The sequence below is a fragment of the Streptomyces sp. NPDC005803 genome, from assembly GCF_040630435.1.
Lineage (GTDB): Bacteria > Actinomycetota > Actinomycetes > Streptomycetales > Streptomycetaceae > Streptomyces.
In genome coordinates this window covers 25,623-51,971 of sequence record NZ_JBEXXO010000001.1, presented here as the reverse complement: position 1 = coordinate 51,971, position 26,349 = coordinate 25,623, and the positions used below count along the sequence as shown (strand labels likewise).

The window sequence follows — 26,349 nt, the reverse complement described above, 5'->3', positions numbered from 1 at the left end:
TCACCTCATGACCACGCTCAAGTCCAAGCTCAAGGAAGACCTCACCACGGCCATGAAGGCGCGTGACGAGCTGACCTCGTCCACGCTCCGGCTGACCCTCACCGCGATCACCAAGGAGGAGGTCGGCGGCAAGACGGCGCGCGAACTCTCCGACGACGAGGTGCAGAAGGTGATCGCCAAGGAGGCCAAGAAGCGCCGCGAGGCGGCCGAGGCCTTCACCAAGGGCGGTCGGACCGAGCAGGCCGAGCGGGAGAAGAGGGAGGGCGAGCTGCTCGACGCCTACCTCCCGCAGCAGCTGAGCGACGACGAGCTGACCGCGATCGTGTCGTCCGCCGTCGACGAGGCGAAGGCCGCCGGGGCCGAGGGGCCGCGCGCGATGGGCGCCGTCATGAAGATCGTGAACCCGAAGGTCGCGGGGCGCGCCGAGGGCGGCCGGGTGGCCGCCGCGGTGAAGAAGCTCCTCGCGGGCTGAGGCCGCCGGGCCGCGATGCGGCGGACGGAAGACGGACATGAAGGTGGGGCGCCCCCGGACGGGGACGCCCCACCTTCATGTCCGACGTACGCGGGGACCGGGCAGGTCAGGGACCGTTCCCCCCGCCGTTGTTCTGACCGCGGCCGTTGCCGTCGTTTCCGCCGATCAGGTCCGGCGAGATGCTGATGCCGGGGAAGGGGCTGTCGTCGCCGGGCTTGTCGTCGCCCTCACCCGGCTTGTTCTTGTCCCGGTCCTTGTTCTTGTCCTTGTCCTCCTTCGGCTTCGCCCGCGGTACGTCGACCGGGGTGAAGGCCGGGGTTTCGGAGGCGCTCAGGGAGCCGGTCATCGCCGTCCGCCAGATGGGGCCGGGCAGACAGCCACCGCAGACGTCTTCGTAGTACTGGCCGCCGATGGTGATGTTGCTCATCGGGATCTGCCTGGCGCCGTCGCTGCCGACCCACACCGCCGTGGACAGGTTCGGCGTGTAGCCGACGAACCAGGCGTTCTTGCGCTCGTCGGTCGTACCGGTCTTGCCCGCGTTGTCGCGGTCACTGAGGCCGGCCGACGTTCCGGTGCCGTCCTCGACGACGCCCTTGAGCATCTGGTTGATGGTGTCGGCGGTGTGCTCGCTCATGGCCTGGCTGCACTGCGACTTCGGTACGCCGATCTTCTTGCCGTCCGGCTTGGTCACCGACAGGATCGCGACCGGGGAGCAGTACGTGCCGCGGTTGGCGAAGGTGGCGTATACCGAGGCCATCGCCAGCGGCGTCGACTCCTGGCCGCCCAGGGTGGTGGAGGCGACCTGTTGCAGCGGCTTGTTGTTGCCGCGGATGTAGCCGACCTTCTTCGCCATCGAGAGCGTCTCGCAGAGGCCGGCCTGCTGCTCCAGCTTGGCGAAGTAGGTGTTGATCGACTTGCCCAGCGCGCTGGTCATGTCGAAGGTGCCCTTCTCCGACTCCAACTCGTTCTCGACGTCCCACGGGATGGTGTCCGCGGGCTGGTTGTCGCAGGTGCGGAAGCTGTCACCGGGCAGGGTGATGGTGTGGTCCGTGGTGAAGCTCTGGGCCGGGCTGATGCCCTTCTCCAGCGCCGCCGCCGCGGTGATCGGCTTGAAGGTCGATCCCACCTGGAAGCCGGCGTAGCTGCCGCCCATCTTGTGGTCGACGGAGAGGTTCAGCACCGTCTGGTGCTTGGACGCGTCCAGTCCGTAGGGCCGGGACTGGGCCATCGCCATGATCCGGCCGGTGCCGGGCTGGACCTGGACGACCGAGGTCGCGACCTTGTCGCTCTCGTTGACCCGGGAGGTGGCCGCCTCGTTGGAGGCGGCCTGGGAGCGCGGGTCCAGCGTCGTCTTGATGGTCAGCCCGCCGGTCGCCCAGAGCTTGGCACGGTCCTTCGCGGTCTTGCCGAAGGCCGGGTCGCTGGTGACGATCTGGCGGACGTAGTCGCAGAAGAACCCGGAACCGCTGACCGCGGTGATGCAGCCGTTCTTCGGCCGCTTCACCTTCAGCTTGATCGGGGTCCCCTTGGCCTTGTCGGCCTCTTCCTGCGAGATGTTGCCGACATCGGCCATCCGCTGGATCACGGTGTTGCGACGCTTGGTCGCCTCCTCCGTGTCGTTGACGGGGTCGTAGCGGCTGGGCGACTGCACGATGCCGGCCAGCATCGCCGCCTCCTCCAGCTTCAGGTCCTTCGCCGACTTGGAGAAGTAGCGCTGGGAGGCCGCCTCGACGCCGTATGCCTGCTGGCCGAAGAAGGTGATGTTGAGGTAGTTCTCCAGGATCTTCTTCTTGCCGAGCTCCTCCTCGACCTGGATCGCGTACTTCAGCTCCTGGACCTTGCGGCCCAGCGTCTGCTGGGTGGCCTGGGCGACCTTGGTCGGGTCGTCGCCCGCCTCCTCGACGAAGACGTTCTTCACGTACTGCTGGGTGAGGGTCGACGCGCCCTGCGCGGTCCCGCCCGCCTGTACGTTGCGGTTCATCGCGCGCAGGATGCCCTTGAGGTCGACCGCCCCGTGCTCGTAGAAGCGGGCGTCCTCGATCGCGATGATCGCCTGCTGCATGTACGGGGAGATCTTCGTCAGCGGCACCACCGTGCGGTCCCGCGAGTAGACCGTCGCGATCTGGCCGCCCTGGTTGTCCAGGATCGTGGTGCGCTGACTCAGCGGCGGAGTCTTCAGATTGGCCGGGATCTCGTCGAACCCGTTGACGGTTCCCTTGGCGGCGAGACCCAGTGCTCCGGCGGCCGGCAGCGCGATGCCCGCCAGGACCACTCCGGAGAGTGCGGCGACACCGAGGAACTTGGCGGCCTGCTGGGTCGTCGTGAGACCCCCGCCCGAGCGCTTCTTTGGCATGGGGGCAGCCTACGTTCTCATTCGCCGGACACACGTATATGCCTTGGCCTAAGCTGCTCTCAACTGTCACAGCAGTCCGGTTCCGTATCAACCCCCCTGCACCACCCGGCCACGAGTTCAGGCGCTCCCGAATTCGCCTCGTGTGTCATCGAACGTCCGTTGTGATCCAGGTGAACTGTCCCGATTCTTCCGGGATAGTCGCGCATGTCCTCACCTCACTCCCCTGGGTGATCTGCCGCATACGCATAGTCCGTTCGGGCCATTCAAGATTGGGCCCGAAGGGGGTGTTGTGCTGTCGCCACCTTCCGTAACGTCCTCAACTGGCAGCGGTGAATATGCCGCTACCGCCGTGGGGGAGCCTCGATTCGGGAGAGGACGGCGCCGGGATGGGCTGGGTAACCGACTGGAGTGCGCAGGCAGCCTGCCGCACTACCGATCCGGATGAACTGTTCGTACAAGGGGCAGCGCAGAACAGGGCCAAGGCGGTGTGCACCGGATGCCCGGTGCGGACCGAGTGCCTGGCCGATGCGCTCGACAATCGCGTCGAATTCGGCGTGTGGGGCGGAATGACCGAGCGGGAGCGCCGCGCACTGCTGCGCCGGCGCCCGACGGTCACGTCCTGGCGCCGACTGCTGGAGACCGCGCGCAGTGAGTACGAGCGGTCCACGGGCATCCTGCCCGTGGCGATCGGGCTGGAGGACGACGAACTGCACGAAACGTTCGCCGCCGTCGGGTAGGCCGGGCGGACGACGGGGAGGCTACGCCGCCCCGGACGGGGCGGAACCGGTCGCGAGCCGGTCGCCGATGGCTCGCAGCCCCGCGAGGTCATGGACATCTCCGGGCAGCGCGGCCACCGCGGTCACGGCCACCTCGGGGTGCAGCGCGGTGAAGCGGTCGCGGGTGCGCTGTTCGCGCGCGACCACCTGCATCCGTTCGGCGTGCAGACGCAGCAGACCTGCCGTCAGTTGCTCGACGGTCACGAGGTCTGCGGTCGCGGAGCCTGCGCGCCCGGAATCTGCGGTCGCGGAGTCGGGGGTCAGACGATCCGTGGTCAGATGATCTGTGGTCGAGGGGGCGGTGGGCACGGCGTCCGTGCGGGCCTCCGTGCCCGTATCGGCAGCGGCTTCTGTGCCTGCCTCGGTTTCTGCGTCGACGTCCGAGACGCTTGTGGGTGCGAACTCCGCGTCCTGCTCGGGTGGTTCGGGAGTGGCGGCTCCTGCGGTGTCCGGGGCTTGGACGGAACCGGCCGCGGGGGATTCGGCGGGCTCACGAAGTCCAGCCTTCCCGGCCCCCTGATCCACAATGCCGTCGGCCTCAAGATTTTCTGCGGCGGCCAGCGCGCGCTCCGCGGAGAGCCGGGCGGCGTCACTGCCATGGACCCGGTTGAGCACCAGACCGGCCAGTGGCATGTCCTCCGCGGCCAGTCGCTCCACGAAGTACGCCGCTTCGCGGAGCGCGTCCCGCTCCGGTGTCGCGACGACGAGGAACGCCGTGCCCGGTGCCTGGAGGAGCTTGTACGTGGCATCGGCGCGGGTGCGGAACCCGCCGAACATGGTGTCCATGGCGGCGACGAAGGTCTGCACGTCCCGCAGGAACTGGCCACCGAGCAACTTGCCCAGTGTGCCGGTCATCATCGACATGCCCACGTTGAGGAACTTCATGCCGGCCCGGCCGCCCATTTTCGCCGGGGCCATCAGCAGCTTGATGAACTTTCCGTCCAGGAACGAGCCCAGCCGCTTCGGCGCGTCCAGGAAATCCAGCGCCGACCGCGAGGGCGGGGTGTCCACGACGATCAGGTCCCACTCCTCGCGCGCCCGCAGCTGACCGAGCTTCTCCATCGCCATGTACTCCTGCGTGCCCGCGAAACCGGCCGACAGGGACTGGTAGAAGGGGTTATCCAGGATCGCGCGGGCCCGCTCCCCGTCCGCGTGCGCCTCGACGATCTCGTCGAAGGTCCGCTTCATGTCGAGCATCATGGCGTGCAGCTCACCGGCGCCCCGCGTCCCGATGCCCCGCACCCGACGGGGGACGTTGTCCAGGGAGTCGATGCCCATGGACTGGGCGAGCCTGCGCGCGGGGTCGATGGTGAGGACGACGACCTTGCGACCGCGCTCCGCCGCGCGTACGCCGAGGGCCGCCGCGGTCGTCGTCTTGCCGACTCCGCCCGAGCCGCAGCACACGACGATCCGGATGCCCGGGTCGTCGAGCAGGGCGTCGACGTCCAGGGCGGGGGCCGGTGCGGGGGTGAGGCCGGGGCCAGGGTCCGGGTCCGGCCGGCCCTTGCGCGCGCGTGCCCCCGACTTCACGCCCGTGTCCGTGCCGGCCCCCGCCGTCGTGCCGGCACCCGTCTCCGTGCCGGTCTCCGTCTCCGTACCGGCACCCGCGTCCGATGTCATGAACCCACCCCTTGTTCCGCCGCCCCTTCGCTCACGCCCTGCTTGCGCAGCTCGACCGAGAGCTCGTACAGCCCCGCCGGGTCCACGCCCTCGCCGATCAGCGGGAGTTCGTACCCCGGAAGTCCCAGCCCCGCGAGAACGGCGCGCTGCTCGCGCTCCAGTTCCACCCGCCGGGCGTGCTCGGCCGCCTGCTCGACGAGGGGGCGTACGAGCCCTGCGGAGCCGGTCACGCCCGCCCGGGTGAGCGTCTTCGCGATCTCCTTGCGCCGGCCGCCCGCGGCGGTGCGCAGGGAGTCCTCGTCCAGCAGGTGCGGGCGCACCATGTTCACGATGACCCGGCCCACCGGCAGTTCGGCGGCCCGCAGCTCCGCGATGCCGTCCGCGGTCTCCTGGACCGGCATCTCCTCCAGGAGGGTCACCAGGTGCACCGCGGTCTCGGGCGACTTGAGCACCCGCATCACGGCCTGCGCCTGATTGTGTATCGGGCCGATCCGGGCCAGGCCCGCCACCTCGTCGTTCACGTTGAGGAAGCGCGTGATGCGGCCGGTCGGCGGGGCGTCCATGATCACGTAGTCGTAGACGAACCGATTCCGCTTGTCCTTGCGGCGCACCGCCTCGCACGCCTTGCCCGTCAGCAGGACGTCCCGGACGCCGGGCGCGATGGTGGTGGCGAAGTCGATCGCGCCGAGTTTCTTGAGCGCCCGGCCCGCGCTGCCGAGCTTGTAGAACATCTGGAGGTAGTCGAGGAGGGCGCGCTCGGCGTCGATCGCGAGGGCGTACACCTCGCCGCCGCCCGGCGCGACGGCGATCTTGCGCTCCTCGTAGGGGAGGGAGTCCGCCTCGAAGAGCTGGGCGATGCCCTGTCTGCCCTCGACCTCGACGAGGAGGGTGCGCCTGCCCTCGGTCGCGAGGGCGAGCGCGAGGGCGGCGGCGACCGTGGTCTTACCGGTACCGCCCTTGCCGCTGACGACCTGGAACCTGCTCACGTATTCGAGCCTAACCAGTCGCGCCGCAGGCTACGCACGAGGCTGCGCGTCCCATGGATTGCCCAGGCATTACAGTCGGGCCATGACCAAGTGGGAATACGCGACCGTGCCCCTTCTCGTGCACGCGACCAAGCAGATTCTGGACACCTGGGGCGAGGACGGCTGGGAGCTGGTCCAGGTCGTTCCCGGCCCGAACAACCCCGAGCAGCTCGTGGCCTACCTGAAGCGGGAGAAGCAGTAGTGGCGGGCGCCGTCGAGGCGAAGCTCGCCGAACTGGGTCTCGCGCTGCCGGACGTCGTGCCGCCGCTCGCCTCGTATCAGCCGGCCGTGCAGTCCGGGGTGTACGTGTACACCTCGGGCCAGCTGCCGATGGTCGACGGCAAGCTCGCCGTCACCGGCAAGGTCGGCGCGGAGGTCACGCCCGACGAGGCGAAGGAACTGGCGAAGACCTGCGCGCTCAACGCGCTGGCCGCCGTGAAGTCGGTCGCCGGCGACCTGGACCGGATCGCACGCGTCGTGAAGGTCGTCGGCTTCGTCGCCTCGGCCTCGGACTTCACCGGCCAGCCCGCCGTGATCAACGGCGCGAGCGAACTGCTCGGCGCGGTGCTCGGCGACAAGGGCGTGCACGCCCGCAGCGCTGTGGGCGTCGCCGTGCTGCCGCTGGACGCGCCCGTCGAGGTCGAGGTCCAGGTCGAGCTGACCGGCGTCTGAGCCGTACCCCGGCCGGCGCTCCGGCGCCGGTCGGCGGAGGTCCCGTCCGGTCCGAGGACCGGGCGGGATCGTCCGTGTACGGGGCATGTACGGATCCCCGCGCCCCTCGAACATCGTCGCGGTTCCGGATAGCCTCCGGCCATGTCCAATGGTCAGTGGTATCCACCGGAATGGCCCGACCGGATCCGGGCCCTCGCCGCAGGCGAACTGACGGCGGCGACCCCCAGGCGGGCTGCCACCGTCATGCTGCTCCGGGACGCCGCGCCGGGTACCGGGTCCGGCCCCGCGGTCCACATGCTGCGCCGGCGCACCTCCATGGCCTTTGCCGGAGGGGCGTACGCCTATCCGGGTGGCGGGGTGGACCCGCGCGACGACGACAAGCTCGTCGGCTGGGCCGGACCCACGCTGGAGAGCTGGGCGCGGCGACTGGGCGTCGGGACGCCGGCCGAGGCGCAGGCGATCGTCTGCGCAGCGGTCCGCGAGACGTACGAGGAGGCGGGCGTCCTGCTCGCCGGCCCGACCGCGGGCACGGTCGTCACGGACACCACCGGGGCGGACTGGGAGGCCGACCGCGAGGCGCTGGTGGCGCGGGAGCTGTCGTTCGCCGCGTTCCTGGAGCGGCGCGGCCTGGTGCTGCGCTCGGACCTGCTCGGCGCGTGGGCGCGCTGGATCACTCCGGAGTTCGAACCGCGCCGCTACGACACCTGGTTCTTCGTCGCCGCGCTTCCGGCCGGCCAGCGCACCCGCAACGCCTCGACGGAGGCCGACCGCACGGTGTGGACAGGTCCGGGCGAGGCGGCCGACGGGTACGACCGGGGTGAGCTGCTGATGATGCCGCCGACGATCTCGACGCTGCGTGCGCTCAGGCCGTACGCCACCGCCGCGCAGGCGCTGGAGGCGGCATCGGGCCAAGACCTCACCCCCGTGCTCGCACAGGCCCGTCTGGAGGGCGACGAACTGGTGTTGAGCTGGCCGGGGCATGACGAGTTCACCCAGCACATCCCCACGGGGAGCACGAGTGGCGGGGCGGCATGAGCGACGCGGCCGCGCTGCCCGGGCAGCCGAGAGGCGGTGTGCTGTCCGGCGCCGCCACGACCCGTACGGTCAACGTCCTCGCGCCCAACGCGTCGGCGATGACGCTGGACGGCACCAACACCTGGATCGTGGCCGAGCCCGACTCGGACCTCGCCGTGGTCATCGATCCGGGCCCGCTGGACGACGCGCATCTGCGGGCCGTCATCGACACGGCCGAGCGGGCGGGGCGCCGGATCGCGCTCACCCTCCTCACCCACGGCCACCCCGACCACGCGGAGGGCGCGGCGCGGTTCGCCGAGCTGACCCGTACGAAGGTGCGGGCCCTGGACCCGCAGCTGCGGCTCGGTGACGAGGGCCTGGGCACGGGTGACGTGATCACGACCGGTGGGCTGGAGATGTACGTGGTGCCGACCCCGGGCCACACCGCGGACTCGCTCTCCTTCCATCTGCCCGCCGACCGCGCGGTACTGACGGGGGACACGATCCTCGGGCGCGGTACGACGCTGGTGGCGCACCCGGACGGGCGGCTGGGGGACTACCTCGACTCGCTGCGGCGGCTGCGCTCGCTGACAGTCGACGACGGGGTGCACACGGTGCTGCCCGGACACGGGCCGGTGCTGGAGGACGCGCAGGGCGCGGTCGAGTTCTACCTGGCGCACCGCGCACACCGCCTGGCGCAGGTGGAGACGGCCGTGGAGGCCGGCTGTGTGACGTCGTCCCAGGTGGTGGCCCATGTGTACGCGGACGTGGACCGGTCCTTGTGGCCCGCGGCGGAGCTGTCGGTACGGGCGCAGCTGGAGTACCTGCGTGAGCACGGGCTGATCTGAGGGGCAGCGCCGGCGCCACGGCTCCACGCCCGGCGGGCCCCGCTTCGGGCCGGCAGGCCGGCCGGAGCCGGACCGGCGGTCGCCGCACGCGCGAGGGGCCCCGCCGGCACGGCGGGGCCCCTCGGACGTCGCGTACGACGCGGGTCAGCGGGACCGCTTGGCCAGCCGCTCCACGTCCAGCAGGATCACCGCGCGGGCTTCCAGCCGCAGCCAGCCGCGGCCGGCGAAGTCGGCGAGGGCCTTGTTGACCGTCTCGCGGGAGGCACCGACCAACTGGGCCAGCTCCTCCTGCGTCAGGTCGTGCACGACGTGGATGCCTTCCTCCGACTGGACGCCGAAGCGGCGCGACAGGTCGAGGAGCGCGCGGGCGACACGGCCCGGCACGTCGGAGAAGACCAGGTCGGACATCTGGTCGTTGGTCTTGCGCAGGCGCCGGGCGACGGCGCGCAGCAGGGCCGTGGCCACCTCGGGGCGGGCGTTCAGCCAGGGCTGAAGGTCGCCGTGGCCGAGGCCGAGGAGCTTGACCTCGGTCAGCGCGGTCGCGGTGGCGGTACGCGGGCCCGGGTCGAAGAGCGACAGCTCACCGATCAGTTCGCCGGGGCCGAGGACCGCCAGCATGTTCTCGCGCCCGTCGGGGGAGGTGCGGTGGAGCTTCACCTTGCCCTCGGTGACCACATAGAGGCGGTCGCCGGGGTCACCCTCGTGGAACAGCGCGTCGCCGCGCGCGAGGGTCACCTCACTCATCGAGGCGCGGAGCTCCGCGGCCTGCTCGTCATCGAGCGCCGCGAAAAGCGGGGCGCGCCGCAGAACGTCGTCCACGAGTTCTCTCCTTGTCGGCCTGTTCAGGGAACCGTGGTCCCCATCATGCCGGACGGTAAAACAGTGCGATCGATCACAAACCAGTTTGACGCACGCGCGTGCCGGAGCGTACGGCAGGGGGCCGATTGGCGGCGGATCACCGGTCAACGGGGTGGATGCCGGCAGCAGCCGCTGGGCCGGCCGGGTGACCGGAGCGCCGGTGGGAGCAAGGGCCGAGGGGGCCGGCCGGGTGACGCGGGGGCACGATTCCGCTGTGGGCGAACACTGCGTCCAGGTCGGGAAAATCCGACAAATGGCCCGCCGGGGTGGGCCACGCGGGGTGGGGGTGGTGTGGGCCGGGCTGGGCCGGAGTCCTCGGTGTGCGGGTCGGCCGTGCGGAAGTCCGTCGCCTGGGGGGCGTGGCGGCGCCGTCCGTCCGGTCGAGGGGGGTGGGCGCTGGGGTGGGGTGCGGCGGTCGAAGGGAGGGGGTGCTGTGCGCCGGTGCGGAGTGTGCCGGGGTCGGGCGACCCCGGTTCGTCGTCGGATTTCGGTTGACGCGATACCCGGTTGACTCGATACCCCAGGGGGGTATGTACTGGGCGTGTTGCCGCGCCGCGTGCCGGATACGAGGAGGCCCCGCATGCCCGTCCCAGCCGTGACGACGGGGGCCCGCGCCCTTGCCGACCGTCGCCCGGCTGCGACCCGCCGACGGCCCGCCCCTTCGCCTCTCCCGCCCGATCCATGAGGAGTCCGTCATGAACACCGCCCTGAAGGTCACAGCCTTCGCTGCCGGCCTCGCCACCGTCTTCGGCGCCTCGTACGGCATCGGGTACGCCACCGGCGACACGTCCACGAGGCCGTCCGCCGCCGGCCACGCGGCGCACGCGTCCGCCGCCCCTTCGGATCCGGCTTCCCAGGGCGGCGACGGCGCGTCCACCGGAGCCGACCACCTCCCCGGTGGTCTGCAGATCTCCGAACGCGGCTACACACTCAGCCTCGACGACGCCTACGTCACCGCGGGCGCCCCCATCGACCTGCGCTTCCGGATCATCGGAGCGGACGGCAAGCCCGTCACCGCCTACCGGCCGGCGCACGGCAAGGAGTTGCACCTCGTCGTCGCCCCGCGTGACCTCTCCACCTTCCAGCACCTGCACCCCACCCGTGCCGCCGACGGCACCTGGCGTGCCACCGCCGCGCTGCCCGCCGCCGGCGAGTACCGCGTCTTCACCGACTTCACGCCGGCCGGCGCCTCGCAGGGCCTCACCCTCGGCGCCGATCTGCACGCCGCCGGTCACCTGCGCCCGGCACCCCCGGCGGAGACGGGACGCACCGTCACGGTCGACGGCTACCGCGTCACCCTGACCGGCGACCTGGCCCCCGGCCGGCCCACCCGGCTCAGCCTCGCCGTCACCAGGGGCGGCAAGCCCGTCACCGACCTGCAGCCCTACCTCGGCGCGTACGGCCACCTGGTCGCCCTGCGGGCCGGTGACCTCGCCTACCTGCACGTTCACCCCGACGGGGAGCCGGGGGACTCCGGCACCGCGCCCGGCCCGGACATCGCCTTCACCACCACCGCGCCGAGCCGGGGCGGCTACCGACTCTTCCTGGACTTCCGGCACGGGGGCGTGGTCCGCACCGCCGCCTTCACGGTCACCGCCGCCGACGGCCCGGAGGACGCGGCCACCCCGTCCACCCCGTCCACCCCGTCCGCCTCGGCGTCCGCGGAGCACGGGGAAGACCACCGGCACTGACGCGTGCGCGGCCGGGCGTGCTTCGCTCTTCCTCCGGTGCGGGACGGCACGCTCGGCGGGCCGCGGAGGGGAGATGCCGGCATCGTGACCGGCTCGTGAACCGCCCCGTCGTGTCGCACCTTCGGCGTAGCCTTCGTGCATGGCAGAGAGCAAGGTCCGGAAGTCCGCGGTCGAACCGGCGGTGAAGGCGGCCGCGAAGCCGGAGTCGCACCTGGCGATGGTGCGGCGGGCGCGGAAGATCAACCGCGTCCTGGCCCAGACGTATCCGTACGCGCATCCCGAGCTCGACTTCGAGACGCCGTTCGAGCTGCTGGTGGCCACCGTGCTGTCGGCGCAGACGACGGACCTGCGGGTGAACCAGACGACGCCGGCGCTGTTCGCGAAGTACCCCACTCCGGAGGACATGGCGATGGCCGTCCCGGAGGAGATGGAAGAGATCATCCGGCCGACCGGGTTCTTCCGCGCCAAGACCAAGTCGCTCATAGGCCTCTCCGTCGCCCTCCGGGACCGTTTCGGTGGTGAGGTGCCCGGACGCCTGGCCGATCTCGTGACGCTGCCCGGGGTCGGCCGCAAGACCGCCAACGTCGTCCTCGGCAATGCCTTCGGCGTACCGGGCATCACGGTCGACACGCATTTCGGCCGACTGGTCCGCCGGTGGAAGTGGACCGAGCAGGAGGATCCGGAGAGGGTCGAGGCCGAGGTCGCGGCGATCTTCCCCAAGAGCGAGTGGACGATGCTCTCGCACCGCGTCGTCTTCCACGGCCGCCGCGTCTGTCATTCCCGTCGGCCCGCCTGCGGCGCCTGCCCGGTCGCCCAGCTCTGCCCCTCCTACGGGGAGGGCGAGACGGATCCCGAGAAGGCCCAGAAGCTGCTGAAGTACGAGATGGGGGGCCAGCCGGGTCAGCGGCTGAAGCCGCCGTCGGACTACCCGGGCAGTCCCGCCCCCGCCCTGGGCGCCGGCTGACACGACGGGCCGCGCCGGAACGAAATGCGTGAGGACAGGCGTTGTGAGACGAGGGGTGCCTATGAAGACGCATGAACACAGCACGGACGCGGCCACCGCCGCACAGGCCACGCCCGGTGCCGCCGCCGCACAGGCCGCGTCACCGGGCGCGCGCGACGCCGGGGACGGCACCAGGGGCGGTGCCGCGGCCGACGCCGCGATCGACATCACGACCGAGAACCTGCCCAGCTGGCTGGAGCCCGTCGCACGGGCGGCGCGGACCGTCGAGCCGCAGCAGCTCAGCCGCTTCCTGCCGCCCGAGAGCGGCGCCGGACGGCAGTCCGCCGTGCTCGTGCTGTTCGGCGAGGGCCCCCGTGGGCCGGAGCTGCTCCTGATGGAGCGGGCCGGAAGCCTGCGCTCCCACCCGGGCCAGCCCTCCTTCCCCGGCGGCTCCCTCGACCCTGCCGACGGCGACCAGGAGACGACGGGGCCGCTCAGGGCCGCGCTGCGCGAAGCCGAGGAGGAGACCGGCCTCGATCCGCGCGGAGTGCAGATCTTCGGCGTGCTGCCCCGGCTCTACATCCCCGTCAGCAGCTTCGTGGTGACGCCCGTCCTCGGCTGGTGGCGTTCTCCCAGTCCGGTCGGGGTCGTCGACCCGGGGGAGACCGCCCGGGTCTTCACCGTCCCCGTGGCGGATCTCACGGATCCGGCCAACCGGGTGACCACACGCCACCCCAGCGGCCACCGCGGCCCGGCATTTCTGGTCGAATCCGCACTCGTATGGGGGTTCACGGCAGGTGTGATCGACCGGATTCTGCACTTCGCGGGCTGGGAGCGCCCCTGGGACAGAGCCAAGCAGGTGCCGCTCGACTGGCGCGCATGACAGGCTGACTCCCGTGCTCCGCTGCTCCGGGCCTGCCCGGCCATGGGGAGACGTACGGGCCCGGTGACGAATCTGCGAGGCAATAGACGGTGAACGTGCTGGACATCCTGCTGCTGGCCGGCGCCGTGTGGTTCGCGGTCATCGGCTACCGCCAGGGGTTCGTCGTCGGCATTCTGTCGGTGATCGGGTTCCTGGGCGGCGGCCTCGTCGCCGTCTACCTGCTGCCCATCCTGTGGGACCAGGTGACGGACGGCTCCGACGTCTCGTCGAGCGCCGCCATCGTCGCGGTCGTCATCGTGATCGTGTGCGCCTCGGTGGGCCAGGCCTTCACCACCCACCTGGGGAACAAGCTCCGCCGGTACATCACATGGTCGCCCGCGCGTGCCGTCGACGCGACCGGCGGCGCATTGGTCAACGTCGTGGCGATGCTGCTGGTGTCCTGGCTGATCGGCTCCGCGCTGGCCGGTACGTCCCTGCCGACGCTGGGCAAGGAGGTCCGCAGCTCCTCGGTCCTGCTCGGCATCTCCCGGGTGCTGCCGCCCCAGGCCTCGACCTGGTTCACGGACTTCTCCTCGGTCCTCGCGCAGAACGGCTTCCCGCAGGTCTTCAGCCCGTTCGCCAACGAGCCCATCACCGAGGTCAGGGCCCCCGACCCGGCGCTGGCCGGCAGCCCCGTGGCGGCTCGCGCCAAGCAGTCGATCGTCAAGGTCGTCGGTACGGCCCCCAGCTGCGGCAAGGTCCTCGAAGGCACCGGGTTCGTCTTCTCCGACCGCCGGGTGATGACCAACGCCCACGTCGTCGGCGGCGTCGACGAGCCGACCGTGCAGATCGGCGGCGAGGGACGGCTCTACGACGCGAAGGTCGTCCTCTACGACTGGCGGCGCGACATCGCCGTACTCGACGTGCCGGACCTCGACGCGGAGCCGCTGCGGTTCACCGACACCGACCACGATGCCGCGACCGGGAACAGCGCGATCGTCGCGGGGTTCCCGGAGAACGGCTCGTACGACGTGCGCTCCGCGCGGGTCCGGGCCCGCATCGACGCGAACGGGCCCGACATCTACCACCGCGGTACCGTCCGCCGTGATGTGTACTCACTCTTCACGACGGTCCGTCAGGGCAACTCCGGCGGTCCGCTGCTGACCCCCGACGGCAAGGTGTACGGAGTCGTGTTCGCCAAATCGCTCGACGACCCCGACACCGGTTACGCCCTCACGGCCGACGAGATCCGCCAGGACATCGCGCAGGGCCGTGCCGCCAACCAGCAGGTCGACAGCCAGGGGTGCGCGCTCTGAGGGCTGCTCCGGACGAGCTGCCGGCCCCCGGAGCGTGGCGGGGAAAGCCTGTGAATGCGGTGGGGCCGCAGGTCATCCGCGCGGGTGGCGCAGCCGCGCCGAGACCCAGCGGGCCCGGCGGCGGAGAATGTGCGGGATGCCGAGCCGGGGATCATGCAGAACATGCATAGCGTGCACCCGGCCCTGGAGGCCGCCCCCCTCATGAATGCCCGGTGCCGCCGTGGCGGTCGAGCGACGATTGCGTGCTGCGTCACCGAAGTCGTGCGTCCAGCCCATACCCGGACGTCTGCCCGTGACGCATGGTCGGTAACCGCCCATCCGCCAGCCAATTGGCCTATGCGGCGGGCAAGTGGCTGTTCGTCGGACATGTGTGCCCGGCGGCTACCGGTCGGGCTCGGAATCCTTGAGCCAGTTGATGAGTTCGGCCGAGAACCCGGCCGGATCCTCCTCGTGGGGGAAGTGCCCCAGACCGTCGAAAAGTCGCCAACGGTACGGCGCCTCGACGTACGCGCCGGACCCTGCCGAGCTCCGGGTACGGACCGCCGGATCGAGTGAACCGTGCAGATGCAGTGTCGGCACCCGCACCGGCCGCTTCATGCGCCGGTTGAACTGGATGCCGTCCGGGCGGGCCAGCGAACGCACCATCCAGCGGTAGGGCTCGACCGAGCAATGCGCGGTCGACGGGATGGACATGGCGCGCCGGTAGACGTCCACCGTCGCCTCGTCGGGGAACTCCGCCGTGCCCGGACCCGCCCACTCGTGGATCAGGCGTCCCACCAACGCCGCGTCCTCGGCCACGAGCTGACGCTCCGGCACCCAGGGGCGCTGGAAGCCCCAGACGTACGAGCCCGCACGGGACTGGGCGAAGTCGGAGAGCATCGAGGAGCGCCACCGGCGCGGATGCGGCATCGAGGAGACCACCAGGCGGCGCACCAGCTTCGGCCGCATCACCGCGGCCGTCCAGGCCAGGTAGCCGCCCATGTCGTGGCCGACCAGCGCGGCGTCCGGTTCGCCGAGCGAGCGGATGACGCCGGTGATGTCGAGCGCCAGGTTGGCGGGGTCGTAACCGCGTGGCGTCCGGTCGCTGCCGCCCACCCCACGCAGGTCCATCGCCACGGCCCTGTAGCCCGCGTCGGCGAGTGCCGGAAGCTGGTGGCGCCAGGTCCACCAGAACTGCGGAAAGCCATGCAGGAGGAGCACCAGCGGCCCCTCACCCATTTCGGCGATGTGGAAGCGGGCGCCGTTGGCCGCGACGTCCCGGTGCGTCCAGGGGCCGTCGAGACGCACGGGCCCGCCGGTGATGGCCGCGGGGCCCTGCGGGCCACCGGGAACCGGGGCGGACGGGGCGGGGGCGGGGCCTGCCGGACCGGCCGGCCTCTCGCCCGCCCGGTCGTGCGGGCCCACAGGGCGGAATGCGCTGGAATCGGGGACCGTCATGTGGATGAGCGTGCCACAACCGACGCCTTGTCCTGGACCGGACGGTTCTCGATCGCCTTGTCCGAAACTGTGCTGCCGCCCACCGGCAGGATGACGTCGGCGCCGATGCTCGCACGGGGGTGCGGCTTGACGCCCTGCAGGACGGCGGCGGTCTGCTTGGCCGAGGCGATGGACTTCTCCGGCGGCTTGACCTTCTTGAACTTGGCGTACCCGAAGAGCGCGAGCAGGATGCCCAGCAGGATGAACGCACCGCCCACGATCAGGAACGACCAGGCGAGCCCCAGGCCCAGGTTGTGGATTCCGTACGCGGCCGCGAAGCTCAGCACCGGGATCGCGAACAGAAGCAGCACGCCCGTGACGATGAAGGCCGCGCTGCCGATCGCGCCGCGCTTGACGTCCTGTCGCACCTCGGCCTTGGCCAGGGCGATCTCGTCGTGCACCAGCGCCGACAATTCCGCCGTCGCCGAGGCGACCAACTGGCCGAGACTGCGGTCCGCGCTGCCCGCGTAATTGCCGGGGTCGCTCATCCCTGACTCCCTCTCCTGTTCAACACGTCCGATGTCAGATCATGCCGGACTGTCCGGCTTGCTGCTCGCTGCCCCCGCCAGTCGGGCAAGGCGGCGGTGCTCGGCCGCCTTCTTCTCGTAGAGCGCGGCCATCCGCAGGTGGTACTCCGGATCGTCCTGTTCGTAGATGTCCGGAACACCGGACGCGTCCTCGTCGAGTTCCTCGGCGTCGAACAGCGTCCGGTAGGTGCGTACCCGCAGTTTGAGCAGTACACCGGAGAGTACGGCGGCAATCACGGAGCCGAGCAGAACCGACGCCTTGATCTCGTTGATCATTTCGTCGTCGCCGGTGAAGGCGAGCTCCCCGATCAGCAGCGAGACCGTGAAACCGATGCCGGCGAGTGAGGCGACCGCGAAGACATCGGCCCAGGCCAGGTCCTTGTTGAGCTCCGCCTTGGTGAACCGGGTGGCCAGCCACGTACCGCCGAAGATGCCGATCGTCTTGCCCACGACGAGACCCAGGACGACCCCGAGCGTTTCGGGCCGGGTGAACACGCCGGCCAGCGCTCCGCCGGAGAGCGAGACGCCGGCGGAGAAGAGCGCGAACAGCGGCACGGCGAAACCGGCCGACAGCGGACGGATCAGGTGCTCGATGCGTTCGCCGGGCGAGCGGTCCTCCCCCTCGCGCCGGGTGCAGCGCAGCATCAGGCCCATGGCGACACCGGCGATGGTGGCGTGGATGCCGCTGTTGTACATCAGCCCCCAGATGACCAGGGCGAGCGGTACGTAGACGTACCAGCCACGGACACCGAACCGCAGCAGCAGGTAGAAGACGGCGAGGCCGACGAATGAGCCGAGGAGCGCCACGAAGTCGATGTCCTCGGTGAAGAAGACCGCGATGATCAGGATCGCGAAGAGGTCGTCGACGACGGCGAGCGTCAGCAGGAACGCGCGGAGCGCGGCCGGAAGCGAGGTGCCGATGACGGCGAGGACGGCCAGTGCGAAGGCGATGTCCGTGGCCGTGGGGACGGCCCAGCCGACCGTGGATCCGTCGCCGGCGATGTTCACCAGCGTGTAGACGACCGCCGGCACGGCCATGCCGCACAACGCGGCGATCACCGGGAGCGAGGCGGCCCTGGGGTCCCGGAGTTCCCCCGCGACCAGTTCACGCTTGAGCTCGACACCCGCGACGAAGAAGAAGATGGCGAGCAGACCCTCGGACGCCCAGTGCGCCACGGACAGGTCGAGGCCGAGCGCCCCCGGCCCGAAGTGGAAGTCGCTGACGGCCGTATAGCTCGATCCGAAGGTGTTCGCCCAGACGAGCGCGGCCACGGCGGCGACCAGCAGGATGACTCCACCGACGGTCTCCGTACGCAGGGCGTCCGTGAGGTAGTTGCGCTCGGGGAGTGGCAGGCGTGCCAGGAAGGTACGGCGGGCAGAGGGGGGCGGGGGTGTGGGCGTGGCCACGGGGGAAGACCTCCGGGTCGGTACGGCAGCGATGGCATGGCTGATGCACTTGCCGACCAGACTTCCCGGCACACCCTGTGGAGACTTCTTGTCGTTTTTTGTTGATCAGCTGCCCACTGTACCCGGGGCTCGTGGGGCGGTGACCGGTGATCTTCACACTAAATGCCCGAAGGGCATCCGGCGCGTTGCGGATGCCCTTCGGGGGCGGCCCTGTCTTTCGGAGCCTGTCCCGGGCCGGAGCTTGGGGTGCTCGGCGGCCCGGAGGCTCGGGTGCTTTTGTGGCCCCGGGCCTCGGGTGCTCTGCGGCCCGGGGCTTCGGGCGCTCCGTGGTCCGGGGCTTCGGGTGCTCTGTGTGGCCCGGGTTTCGGTCCTAGTCCTCGGAGGGGGACTGGGGGAGCTGGTTCTGGATAAGGTCCATGACCGAGGAGTCGGTGAGCGTGGTGACGTCTCCCAGGACTCGGTTCTCCGCGACGTCGCGGAGCAGGCGTCGCATGATCTTGCCGGAGCGGGTCTTGGGCAGTTCGGCGACCGGCATGATCCGCTTCGGCTTGGCGATCGGGCCGAGTGTGGTGCCGACGTGGTTGCGGAGCTCGGCGACCAGTTCGTCCGAGCTGGTGGCGGTGCCCCGCAGGATCACGAACGCGACGATGGCCTGGCCGGTCGTCTCGTCGGCCGCGCCGACGACGGCGGCCTCGGCGACCGCCGGGTGGGACACGAGTGCCGACTCGACCTCGGTGGTCGAGATGTTGTGCCCGGACACGAGCATGACGTCGTCGACCCGGCCGAGCAGCCAGATGTCGCCGTCCTCGTCCTTCTTGGCGCCGTCGCCCGCGAAGTACTTGCCTTCGAAGCGGGACCAGTAGGTGTCGAGGAAGCGCTGATCGTCGCGCCAGATGGTGCGCAGCATCGAGGGCCACGGTTCGGTGAGGACGAGGTAGCCGCCGCCGCCGTCGGGGACCTCGCGTGCTTCGTCGTCGACGACGGTGGCGCTGATGCCGGGCAGGGCGCGCTGGGCGCTGCCGGGCTTGGTCTCGGTGACTCCGGGGAGCGGCGAGATCATCATCGCGCCCGTCTCGGTCTGCCACCAGGTGTCCACGATGGGGCACTTGTCGGCGCCGATGTGCTTGCGGTACCACATCCAGGCTTCGGGGTTGATCGGTTCGCCGACCGAACCCAGGACGCGCAGTGACGACAGGTCGAACTTGGCGGGGATGTCGTCACCCCACTTCATGAAGGTGCGGATGGCGGTCGGCGCGGTGTAGAGGATCGTGACGCCGTACTTCTGGACGATCTCCCAGAAGCGTCCCTGGTGCGGGGTGTCGGGCGTTCCTTCGTACATGACCTGCGTCGCGCCGTTGGCCAGCGGGCCGTAGACGATGTACGAGTGCCCGGTGACCCAGCCGATGTCGGCGGTGCACCAGTAGACGTCGGTCTCGGGCTTGAGGTCGAAGACCGCGTGGTGGGTGTACGCCGCCTGCGTGAGGTATCCGCCGGAGGTGTGCAGGATGCCCTTGGGCTTCCCGGTGGTGCCCGAGGTGTAGAGGATGAACAGCGGCTGCTCGGCCTCGAAGGCCTCGGGGGTGTGGTCGGTGGACTGGCGGGCGGTGATCTCGTGCCACCAGACGTCGCGGCCCTCGGTCCAGGCGGTGTCCTGGCCGGTGCGGCGGACGACGAGAACGTGTTCGACGCTCTCGATGCGGGAGACCGCTTCGTCGACGGCCGGCTTGAGGGCTGAGGGCTTGCCGCGGCGGTATCCGCCGTCGGACGTGATGACGATCTTCGCGTCCGCGTCCTGGATGCGGGTGGCGATGGCGTCGGCGGAGAAGCCGCCGAAGACGACCGAGTGGGCGGCGCCGATGCGGGCGCAGGCCAGCATCGCGATGGCGGCCTCGGGGATCATCGGCAGGTAGACGGCGACCCGGTCGCCCTTGACGACACCGAGCTCGGTGAGGGCGTTGGCGGCGCGCGAGACCTCGTCCTTCAGCTCCGCGTAGGTGAGAGAACGGCTGTCGCCGGGCTCGCCCTCGAAGTGAATGGCGACCCGGTCGCCGTTGCCCGCCTCGACGTGACGGTCCACGCAGTTGTACGCGACGTTGAGCTCGCCGTCCGCGAACCACTTCGCGAAGGGCGGATTGCTCCAGTCGAGCGTCTCGGTCGGCTCGGTGGCCCAGGTCAGGCGGCGGGCCTGCTCGGCCCAGAAGCCCAGCCGGTCCGCCTTGGCCTGCTCGTACGCCTCCGCTGTGACGTTGGCGTTCGCGGCCAGATCGGCAGGCGGTGCGAACCGCCGCTCCTCACGAAGCAGATTGGCCAAGCTTTCGTTGCTCACGACATCTCCCATTCCCAGGGTGTCCGTTGTGTCCCGGGGCATAGCTCATCAGGCCGACGGCCAGGTGACAAGTGTCTGCCGGGAATTGGTTTAGACCTGTGTCTTCGTGTATGGAGGCACGATCCCGCTTCCGCGGCGGGGCTGTGGTGCACGTTGCTCGGGCTGGTGCGGTTGTAGCTGTAGCTGGTGCGCCGTGCTGGTGTGCGGTGCGGTGCTGGTGTGTGCGGTGATGCGTGCGGAAGCGGGACCACAAGGTCTCACGGACCCGAGGGTCAGGTGGTTCAGGCGCCGGTACGCGCCAACGTGGCCGGGTCGGGCGGGTCACCCGGATGCGATCGGTCCCCCGCGCTGCCCGGGTGGGCCGAGTGGGAGGGGTGAGAGAGATGAGACGGATGAGCGAGGTGGGAATGGGACGGATCAGATGGGTGGGACGGGTGAGAGGAGTGGGACTGGTCAGCCGGGTCAATGGTGTCGGTTGACGGAGACGGAGCCGGAGACGGAGAGGACGGGGTGATCGGATCGAACACCTCGTCGAACCCGCTGCCGGCACTCGCGCCCTCGGTCAGCAGATACGACTGTGCCTCGGCCACATGGAAATACATGCCGTGGAGCTGGATGGTGCCCTCTGCGAGGCGTCGCGCCACCGAGGTGTGCGCCCGTAGATGGTCGAGCTGCTGGACGATGTTGGTGAGGCAGAGCTGTTCCAGCGCATCGGCGGGCATCCGGCCGGAAATCCGGGCCCAGGCCCGGTCGCGCGAGGCCATCCGCTCCAGACTGGGGAGTCCGTGCCGGAGCCACCGCCAGAGGGCCGTTGCCGGACCCTCGGGCCTGGTGCCCAGCAACGCGTTCATCGCCCCGCAGCCTGAGTGCCCGCAGATGGTGATGGATTCGACCCCCAGCACGTCCACCGCGTACTCGATGGCCGCACCGACCGAGTGGTCGCCGGTCTCGGAGTCGGGTGGAGGCACGAGATTGCCGATGTTGCGGACGGTGAACAGGTCGCCGGGGCCGCTTGCCGTGATCATGCTCGTGACCAGTCGGGAATCCGCGCAGGTGATGAACAACTGCGAGGGGTGCTGGCCTTCTCTGGCCAGTCTCGCCAGCTCCTCACGGACCAGCGGAGCCGTATGGCGCTGGAACGAGGTGAGGCCACTGATCAGCCGTTGACTGCCGGTCGGCGACGTCCGGGCGGCGCGGTGGTCGGGTGTGAAGTCGCCTGGGTGATCGGGCGCGGCCTGCGGCGTGTCTCCCTGCGTACGGTGGAGTGATTGCGGGGTGGGTGGGAAGGGGCCGGGCCGTGTCCCGTCCAAGTCCGCCCCGTGTGCATGCGACACCGCATGTGCGGGGCCTGGTTCCGGTGGGGCGACAGCGGGAGGGACGGGGTCGGCGTCGGAGGCAGTCTCAGGGGTAACCGCAAGGGCAGTGGCGGTCACCGGCAACGCCGCGCTCGTACCCGTGCCTCCGTGTGCCTGTGTACGCGCAGCCGGGGCGGCAACGGGCATGTTCTCGGGCCGGTCGTGACAGTGGTGGTTGCGCCACGGGGTCCAGGGGCGGCAGCAGGAGTGTGCCGCAGAGGGGGGTTCGGCGATTTTCCCCCCGGACCTGCCGGTGAAGGCGACCCGGCCACCATGGGCGGCATGCGCGTTGCTCCAGTCATGGATCAGTTCGTAGGCCGCGTGATCCATGAAGAAACCGTCCAACTCGACCACTACGTCCGCCTCCTGTGGGAGCTGGCCCAGTGCCCTGCTGAGACGGGGAACGGCGAGAAAAGTCAACTGCCCCCGCACGCTCACCACATGCTGTCCCGCATGGTCGGAGACGGTGATCCGGGTCCGGGCCAGTCGCTGCAACGCGACGGCCACCGCTACGGCGATCCCGATCGTCACACCCTTGAGCACGCCGAAGAGCAGAACTCCGGTGATCGTCGCGCCGTACACCAGGAATTCACGGTGCCGGTGGACGTTACGGATGTGCGCGAAGTTCACCATCTGGATGCCGACCACCATCACGAGCGCGCCAAGGGCGGCCAGCGGGATCCACTCGAGTGCGGTGACCAGAAAGCCCGTGGCGAGCAGGACCCAGACGCCGTGCAGCACCGTCGAGGCGCGCCCGGTCGCGCCGGCCCGTACGTTCGCCGAACTGCGCACCGCCCCGCCGGAGACCGCCAGTCCGCCGAGCAGGCCGGAGACGGCGTTGGCGATGCCCTGGGCGCGGAGCTCACGGTCGAGGTCGGCGCGTTTGACCGGGGGAGCGGCCGCGACGGGATTCGCTCCGGGGATGCCGGTGGCCGGTTCGGCAGGCTGTCTGTCGTCGCCCGCGACGACGGACGCGGTTGACCGCTCACGGCTCCGGTCCGCAGCCAGCTTGTCCACCGCGACGGCGGCGAGCAGGGACTCCAGACTGGCTACCAGCATCATCGTGAATACCGCCGTGGCCAGGCCGAGCACAGGGCCCTGAGGCCATTCCGGCAGTGCGTGTGAACGCCAGGACGGCAGATCGACCCGGGCGATCGAGGGGGCCGCGAGCGCGGCCACGGCGGTGGCCATGGCCACCGCGGCCAAGGCTGCGGGGATGCGCCGCATGATCCGCCCGGCCCGCCCCGGAATCCGCGGCCACAGCACCAGGACGGCGACGGTGAGCCCGCCGATCAACGGTGCTGCCGGGGCCACCCGCTCCAACTGGGCGGGGAGATGCAGGGCGTTGGAGACGGCCGAGCTCTGTGGCGATCCACCGAGCACGATGTGCAATTGAGCGAGTGCGATCGCCACGCCGATACCGGCGAGCGTGCCATGGACGATGGCGGGGCTGACGGCCAGTGCGCTGCGGGCGGTCCGCAGCGAGCCCAGGACGATTTGCAGCAGTCCCGCGCCGATGGTGATCGCGCAGGTGGTGCGCCAGCCGTAGATCTGGATCAACTCGGCTGTCACCACAGTCAGTCCGGCGGACGGGCCGGAGACCTGCAGAGGGGTTCCCCCGAGCAGTCCGGCGACGATGCCGCCGACTGCTGCGGAGATGAGGCCTGCCTCCAACGGTGCGTCCATGGCGACGGCCAGGCCGAGCGACATGGGGACGGCAAGCAGGAAGACAGTGATCGATGCGGACAGGTCGGCGCCCGCGATGCGGAATCGTCCACCGCGGTGCGGCGGGGGCGGGCTGTGCGGTCGCTTGACTCCCGATGATCGGGGAGGGCGCGAACTGCGGGATGAGTGGTCATGGCGAGTGGGGACGCAGGCAGACATGTTTCCCGTCTCCTCCGGGGCAGCGCGGTCGCGGAACGTGGGGACGCGGCCGTGGGTCACGGCGTGCAGCGGCGGGATATCTCAACTCTCGGTAAACAGATCGTAATGGAGAGTAAAGAGGTGTGTCCAGGGTTGGGGGCAAATGGGTCATTTAAGCACCCGTTCCAGTGAATAAGCATCTTTTCATGCGGCTTGTCGCTCGAATTCATGTGCAGTGCGTGCGACTTTGGCCGCGCCGTGTCGGCACTTCGGCACTTCAGTGCAAGTTCTGCAAGGAAGAGGGTGGGCGGATGATGGCCGCCACGAAGAGGTTCGCCTGGGGCGTCGTGGCCGTGGCGTTGGCCGCTGGAGTGGCCGGCTGTGCCGGGGCGGATTCTGATCCGGGCGACCCCGGCCTCGGTGCCGCGAACGGTGCTGCGGGGGCGAAGAAGAAGGCGGCGGAAGCGGCTCCCAAGAGCGCGGTCCGGCTCATCGGCGACGGGTCGACCGCCTTCACGGGTGCTCAGCCGAAGCAGCCGGCCGTACACCGCCTCGCGGCCGGCCAGAAACCCCCACAGTTCGTGGTGTTCTCCTGGGACGGCGCAGGAGAGGACAGCCAGCGGCTCTTCTCGCACTTCCGTGAGGTGGGCAAGAAGTATCACGCGAGCATGACGTACTTCCTGAGCGGCGTGTACCTGCTGCCGGAGGCGAAGCGCAAGCTCTACGACCCGCCCAAGCACAACGCGGGCAGTTCCGACATCGGCTTCAACGACACCGAAGGCATCAGGGACACCCTGACCCAGGTCCGTGGTGCCTGGCTGGACGGCAACGAGATCGGTACCCACTTCAACGGTCACTTCTGCGGCCAGGACGGTGGGGTCGGCACCTGGTCCGTCGACGAGTGGAAGAGCGAGATCAGTCAGGCCAAGTCGTTCGTGAAGGGCTGGAAGAGCAACGACCCCGACCTCAAGAACGAGAAGTCGCTGCCCTTCGACTACGACAAGGAGCTGATCGGCGGCCGGACTCCCTGTCTGGAAGGTCAGAAGAACATGGTCGCGGCGGCGCGTTCGTTGGGCTTCCGCTACGACTCGAGTGGAGTCAACGACCAGGTCTGGCCGAAGAAGAAGGACGGCATCTGGGACCTCTCGATGCAGCTCGTGCCGGTGCCGGGGCGTGCATTCGAAACGCTGTCGATGGACTACAACTTCATGTTCAACCAGTCCGGTACGACCCAGGGTGACCCCGACCAGCACGAGTACTGGGGCAAGCAGATGCGGGACGGCCTGATCCAGGCCTTCGACCGTGCCTACGACGGGAACCGTGCCCCTCTCATCATCGGCAACCACTTCGAGTCCTGGAACGGCGGCACGTACATGCGCGCCATCGAGGAGACGATCGCGAGGGTGTGCACCAAGGAGGACGTGCGCTGCGTGTCCTTCCGGCAGCTCGCGGACTGGCTGGACGCCCAGGACCCGGCCACGCTCGCCAAGCTCGGCACGCTGAAGGTCGGCAAGGCACCGAAGACGGGTTGGGCGTCGTTCCTCGGCGGGGCCGCGAGCCCCGGCAAGAGCGCGGGCCAAGGCGAGGGCCGGGCTGAGGCGAAGGCGCCCGCCGGCCCCGAGGGCAGGCAGGCAGGCCGCTAGGCCGACTGCTGAGCCGCCCGCGCGGAAGCGGGCGGCTGCTGGACTGCCCTCGGGGAAGCGGGCGACCTCGGGCATCGGGCGACCTCGGGGGGTGGGGCGGCCGCTGGCCTGTTCCCTCAGGGCCTGCCCTGCCCCGCCAGCCGACGGGGTAGATGCCGTGCCCGGCCAGCCGGGGCGGGTAGACGTCGTACCCCGCCGGCCGGGACAGGGCACACCAGCCCGAGCGGCGGTAGCTCAGGCGGGCTGGACGGCCTCGGCCTGCGCGTATCGCTCGTCCAGGACAAAGGCGGGGTCCACTTGGGCGGCTAGATCGGCCCCCGTCTTCTCATTGCCCCAGCTCTCCGCGTTCTTCAGATGGAAATGCACCATCTGCCGCGTGTAGCGCTCCCAGTCCCGCTGGCCGTACGAGTCCTCCGCGGCGTTCTGCAGGGCCTGCAAGGCCATCCGGTTGTCCGCCTCCAGGAGCTCGAAGCGGGCAGGACGTCCCTTCTCCATGCCGCGCACCCAGTCGGAGTGACCGATCGTGACCAGTAGATCGTCGCCGACCTCGGCGCGCAGGAACTCCAGGTCGTCCTCTCCCTGCACCTTGTTGCCGACCACCTTCAGCGCAACGCCGAAGTCCTGTGCGTACTCCTTGTACTGGCGATAGACGGAGACGCCCTTGCGGGTCGGCTCGGCAACCAGGAAGGTCATGTCGAAACGGGTGAACATCCCGGAGGCGAAGGAGTCCGAACCGGCGGTCATGTCGACCACCACGTACTCCTCCTGCCCGTCGACGAGGTGGTTGAGGCAGAGCTCGACCGCGCCGACCTTGGAGTGGTAGCAGGCCACTCCCAGGTCCGACTCGGTGAACGGCCCCGTGACCATCAGCCGGATGTCCCCGTCGTCGAGAGCGACCGTGCGGGCGCAGGCGTCGTAGACGGGATTGTCCTCGCACACCCGCAACAACCGGGATCCCTCGCCCGGCGGTGTCGTCTTGATCATCGTCTCGGTGGAGGCGATGCGAGGATTGCTGCCCCGCAGATACTCCTTGATCAGTGGCAGCTGCGCTCCCATGGCAGGGAGGTCGGCCGCCTCCCTTTCGGCGAGGCCGAGCGCGGCCCCGAGATGCTGGTTGATGTCGGCGTCCACCGCGATGACGTGAGCCTCATTGGCGGCAAGGTGGCGGATGAAGAGCGAGGACAGCGTGGTCTTTCCGCTGCCGCCCTTCCCTACGAAAGCGATCTTCATGTTCACCTACGGTAGCGGTATGAACGCATTCCGTTGTCAGGGTTCGTGAAGAAGGCCACTTCGAGCCGGTAG

The 26,349-nt window shown here is 70.0% G+C and carries 22 protein-coding genes; 11 read left to right on the top strand and 11 right to left on the bottom strand.

Features of this window, described 5'->3' with window-relative positions:
* Nucleotides 1-7: 7 nt before the first annotated feature.
* Nucleotides 8-472: a GatB/YqeY domain-containing protein gene (locus ABZ454_RS00215; protein ID WP_359535156.1), complete on the top strand. Its 465-nt coding sequence runs from the start codon at nucleotides 8-10 to the stop codon at nucleotides 470-472.
* 106 nt (nucleotides 473-578) lie between these two features.
* On the opposite strand, the gene ABZ454_RS00210 is transcribed toward ABZ454_RS00215, so the two are convergent.
* Nucleotides 579-2,825, bottom strand: coding sequence for a transglycosylase domain-containing protein (locus ABZ454_RS00210; RefSeq protein ID WP_359535154.1), 2,247 nt, complete (start codon nucleotides 2,823-2,825; stop codon nucleotides 579-581).
* Nucleotides 2,826-3,211: 386 nt separating this feature from the next.
* Here ABZ454_RS00210 and ABZ454_RS00205 point away from each other — a divergent pair, with 386 nt between their 5' ends.
* Nucleotides 3,212-3,562 carry a WhiB family transcriptional regulator gene (locus ABZ454_RS00205; protein ID WP_018551136.1) on the top strand — a complete coding sequence of 117 codons (351 nt, stop codon included), beginning with the start codon at nucleotides 3,212-3,214 and terminating at the stop codon, nucleotides 3,560-3,562.
* Between the two features lie 21 nt (nucleotides 3,563-3,583).
* Here the strand turns inward: ABZ454_RS00205 and ABZ454_RS00200 are convergent, their stop codons facing one another.
* Complete coding sequence (locus tag ABZ454_RS00200) at nucleotides 3,584-5,221, bottom strand: ArsA-related P-loop ATPase (RefSeq protein WP_359535152.1); 1,638 nt, start codon at nucleotides 5,219-5,221, stop codon at nucleotides 3,584-3,586.
* Nucleotides 5,218-6,207 carry an ArsA-related P-loop ATPase gene (locus ABZ454_RS00195; RefSeq protein ID WP_356321430.1) on the bottom strand — a complete coding sequence of 330 codons (990 nt, stop codon included), beginning with the start codon at nucleotides 6,205-6,207 and terminating at the stop codon, nucleotides 5,218-5,220. The genes ABZ454_RS00200 and ABZ454_RS00195 overlap by 4 nt, the downstream gene beginning before the upstream one ends.
* Nucleotides 6,208-6,289: 82 nt before the next feature.
* On the opposite strand from ABZ454_RS00195, the gene ABZ454_RS00190 reads away from it, so the two are divergent.
* The 4 genes from ABZ454_RS00190 (at nucleotide 6,290) to ABZ454_RS00175 (ending at nucleotide 8,780) form a co-directional block, all read left to right on the top strand.
* A complete protein-coding gene (locus ABZ454_RS00190) occupies nucleotides 6,290-6,448 on the top strand; it encodes a DUF4177 domain-containing protein (protein WP_003991873.1) in 159 nt (52 codons plus the stop codon).
* The gene (locus tag ABZ454_RS00185; RefSeq protein ID WP_356321428.1) at nucleotides 6,448-6,918 is read left to right on the top strand and encodes a RidA family protein; all 471 of its coding nucleotides are present in this window, start codon (nucleotides 6,448-6,450) and stop codon (nucleotides 6,916-6,918) included. Before ABZ454_RS00190 ends, ABZ454_RS00185 begins: the two co-directional genes overlap by 1 nt.
* A gap of 141 nt (nucleotides 6,919-7,059) precedes the next feature.
* Nucleotides 7,060-7,953 (top strand): NUDIX hydrolase, encoded by an 894-nt coding sequence (locus ABZ454_RS00180; RefSeq protein ID WP_359535149.1) that lies wholly within the window; start codon nucleotides 7,060-7,062, stop codon nucleotides 7,951-7,953.
* Nucleotides 7,950-8,780, top strand: coding sequence for an MBL fold metallo-hydrolase (locus tag ABZ454_RS00175; protein WP_359535147.1), 831 nt, complete (start codon nucleotides 7,950-7,952; stop codon nucleotides 8,778-8,780). The genes ABZ454_RS00180 and ABZ454_RS00175 overlap by 4 nt, the downstream gene beginning before the upstream one ends.
* A gap of 144 nt (nucleotides 8,781-8,924) precedes the next feature.
* On the opposite strand, the gene ABZ454_RS00170 is transcribed toward ABZ454_RS00175, so the two are convergent.
* A complete protein-coding gene (locus ABZ454_RS00170; protein ID WP_014046869.1) occupies nucleotides 8,925-9,599 on the bottom strand; it encodes a Crp/Fnr family transcriptional regulator in 675 nt (224 codons plus the stop codon).
* Nucleotides 9,600-10,333: 734 nt separating this feature from the next.
* Here ABZ454_RS00170 and ABZ454_RS00165 point away from each other — a divergent pair.
* The 4 genes from ABZ454_RS00165 to ABZ454_RS00150 all read left to right on the top strand — a co-directional run bounded on the left by ABZ454_RS00165 (nucleotide 10,334) and on the right by ABZ454_RS00150 (nucleotide 14,450).
* A complete protein-coding gene (locus tag ABZ454_RS00165; RefSeq protein ID WP_359535145.1) occupies nucleotides 10,334-11,329 on the top strand; it encodes a hypothetical protein in 996 nt (331 codons plus the stop codon).
* A 139-nt stretch (nucleotides 11,330-11,468) separates the two neighbouring features.
* Nucleotides 11,469-12,293 (top strand): endonuclease III, encoded by an 825-nt coding sequence (nth, locus tag ABZ454_RS00160; protein ID WP_359535142.1) that lies wholly within the window; start codon nucleotides 11,469-11,471, stop codon nucleotides 12,291-12,293.
* Nucleotides 12,294-12,354: 61 nt separating this feature from the next.
* Nucleotides 12,355-13,155 carry a CoA pyrophosphatase gene (locus ABZ454_RS00155; protein WP_359535140.1) on the top strand — a complete coding sequence of 267 codons (801 nt, stop codon included), beginning with the start codon at nucleotides 12,355-12,357 and terminating at the stop codon, nucleotides 13,153-13,155.
* A gap of 89 nt (nucleotides 13,156-13,244) precedes the next feature.
* Complete coding sequence (locus ABZ454_RS00150; RefSeq protein ID WP_356321417.1) at nucleotides 13,245-14,450, top strand: MarP family serine protease; 1,206 nt, start codon at nucleotides 13,245-13,247, stop codon at nucleotides 14,448-14,450.
* Nucleotides 14,451-14,522: 72 nt separating this feature from the next.
* Here the strand turns inward: ABZ454_RS00150 and ABZ454_RS00145 are convergent, their stop codons facing one another.
* The 6 genes from ABZ454_RS00145 to ABZ454_RS00120 form a co-directional block, all read right to left on the bottom strand.
* Complete coding sequence (locus ABZ454_RS00145) at nucleotides 14,523-14,726, bottom strand: hypothetical protein (protein WP_356321415.1); 204 nt, start codon at nucleotides 14,724-14,726, stop codon at nucleotides 14,523-14,525.
* Between the two features lie 105 nt (nucleotides 14,727-14,831).
* Nucleotides 14,832-15,887, bottom strand: a complete 1,056-nt coding sequence (locus tag ABZ454_RS00140) for an alpha/beta hydrolase (protein ID WP_359535137.1) — start codon at nucleotides 15,885-15,887, stop codon at nucleotides 14,832-14,834.
* Entirely contained in the window at nucleotides 15,884-16,414 is a 531-nt protein-coding gene (locus ABZ454_RS00135; protein WP_359535136.1) for a phage holin family protein, read from the bottom strand. Before ABZ454_RS00135 ends, ABZ454_RS00140 begins: the two co-directional genes overlap by 4 nt.
* A gap of 39 nt (nucleotides 16,415-16,453) precedes the next feature.
* Complete coding sequence (gene nhaA / locus ABZ454_RS00130; RefSeq protein WP_359535134.1) at nucleotides 16,454-17,860, bottom strand: Na+/H+ antiporter NhaA; 1,407 nt, start codon at nucleotides 17,858-17,860, stop codon at nucleotides 16,454-16,456.
* A gap of 370 nt (nucleotides 17,861-18,230) precedes the next feature.
* Nucleotides 18,231-20,228: an acetate--CoA ligase gene (gene acs / locus ABZ454_RS00125; protein WP_359535133.1), complete on the bottom strand. Its 1,998-nt coding sequence runs from the start codon at nucleotides 20,226-20,228 to the stop codon at nucleotides 18,231-18,233.
* Between the two features lie 239 nt (nucleotides 20,229-20,467).
* Complete coding sequence (locus ABZ454_RS00120; protein WP_359535132.1) at nucleotides 20,468-23,425, bottom strand: SulP family inorganic anion transporter; 2,958 nt, start codon at nucleotides 23,423-23,425, stop codon at nucleotides 20,468-20,470.
* Nucleotides 23,426-23,715: 290 nt separating this feature from the next.
* On the opposite strand from ABZ454_RS00120, the gene ABZ454_RS00115 reads away from it, so the two are divergent.
* Nucleotides 23,716-25,047, top strand: coding sequence for a hypothetical protein (locus tag ABZ454_RS00115; RefSeq protein ID WP_359535130.1), 1,332 nt, complete (start codon nucleotides 23,716-23,718; stop codon nucleotides 25,045-25,047).
* A 234-nt stretch (nucleotides 25,048-25,281) separates the two neighbouring features.
* Here ABZ454_RS00115 and ABZ454_RS00110 read toward each other — a convergent pair whose 3' ends face one another.
* Nucleotides 25,282-26,277 carry an ATP-binding protein gene (locus ABZ454_RS00110; RefSeq protein WP_359535128.1) on the bottom strand — a complete coding sequence of 332 codons (996 nt, stop codon included), beginning with the start codon at nucleotides 26,275-26,277 and terminating at the stop codon, nucleotides 25,282-25,284.
* Nucleotides 26,278-26,349 lie beyond the last annotated feature (72 nt).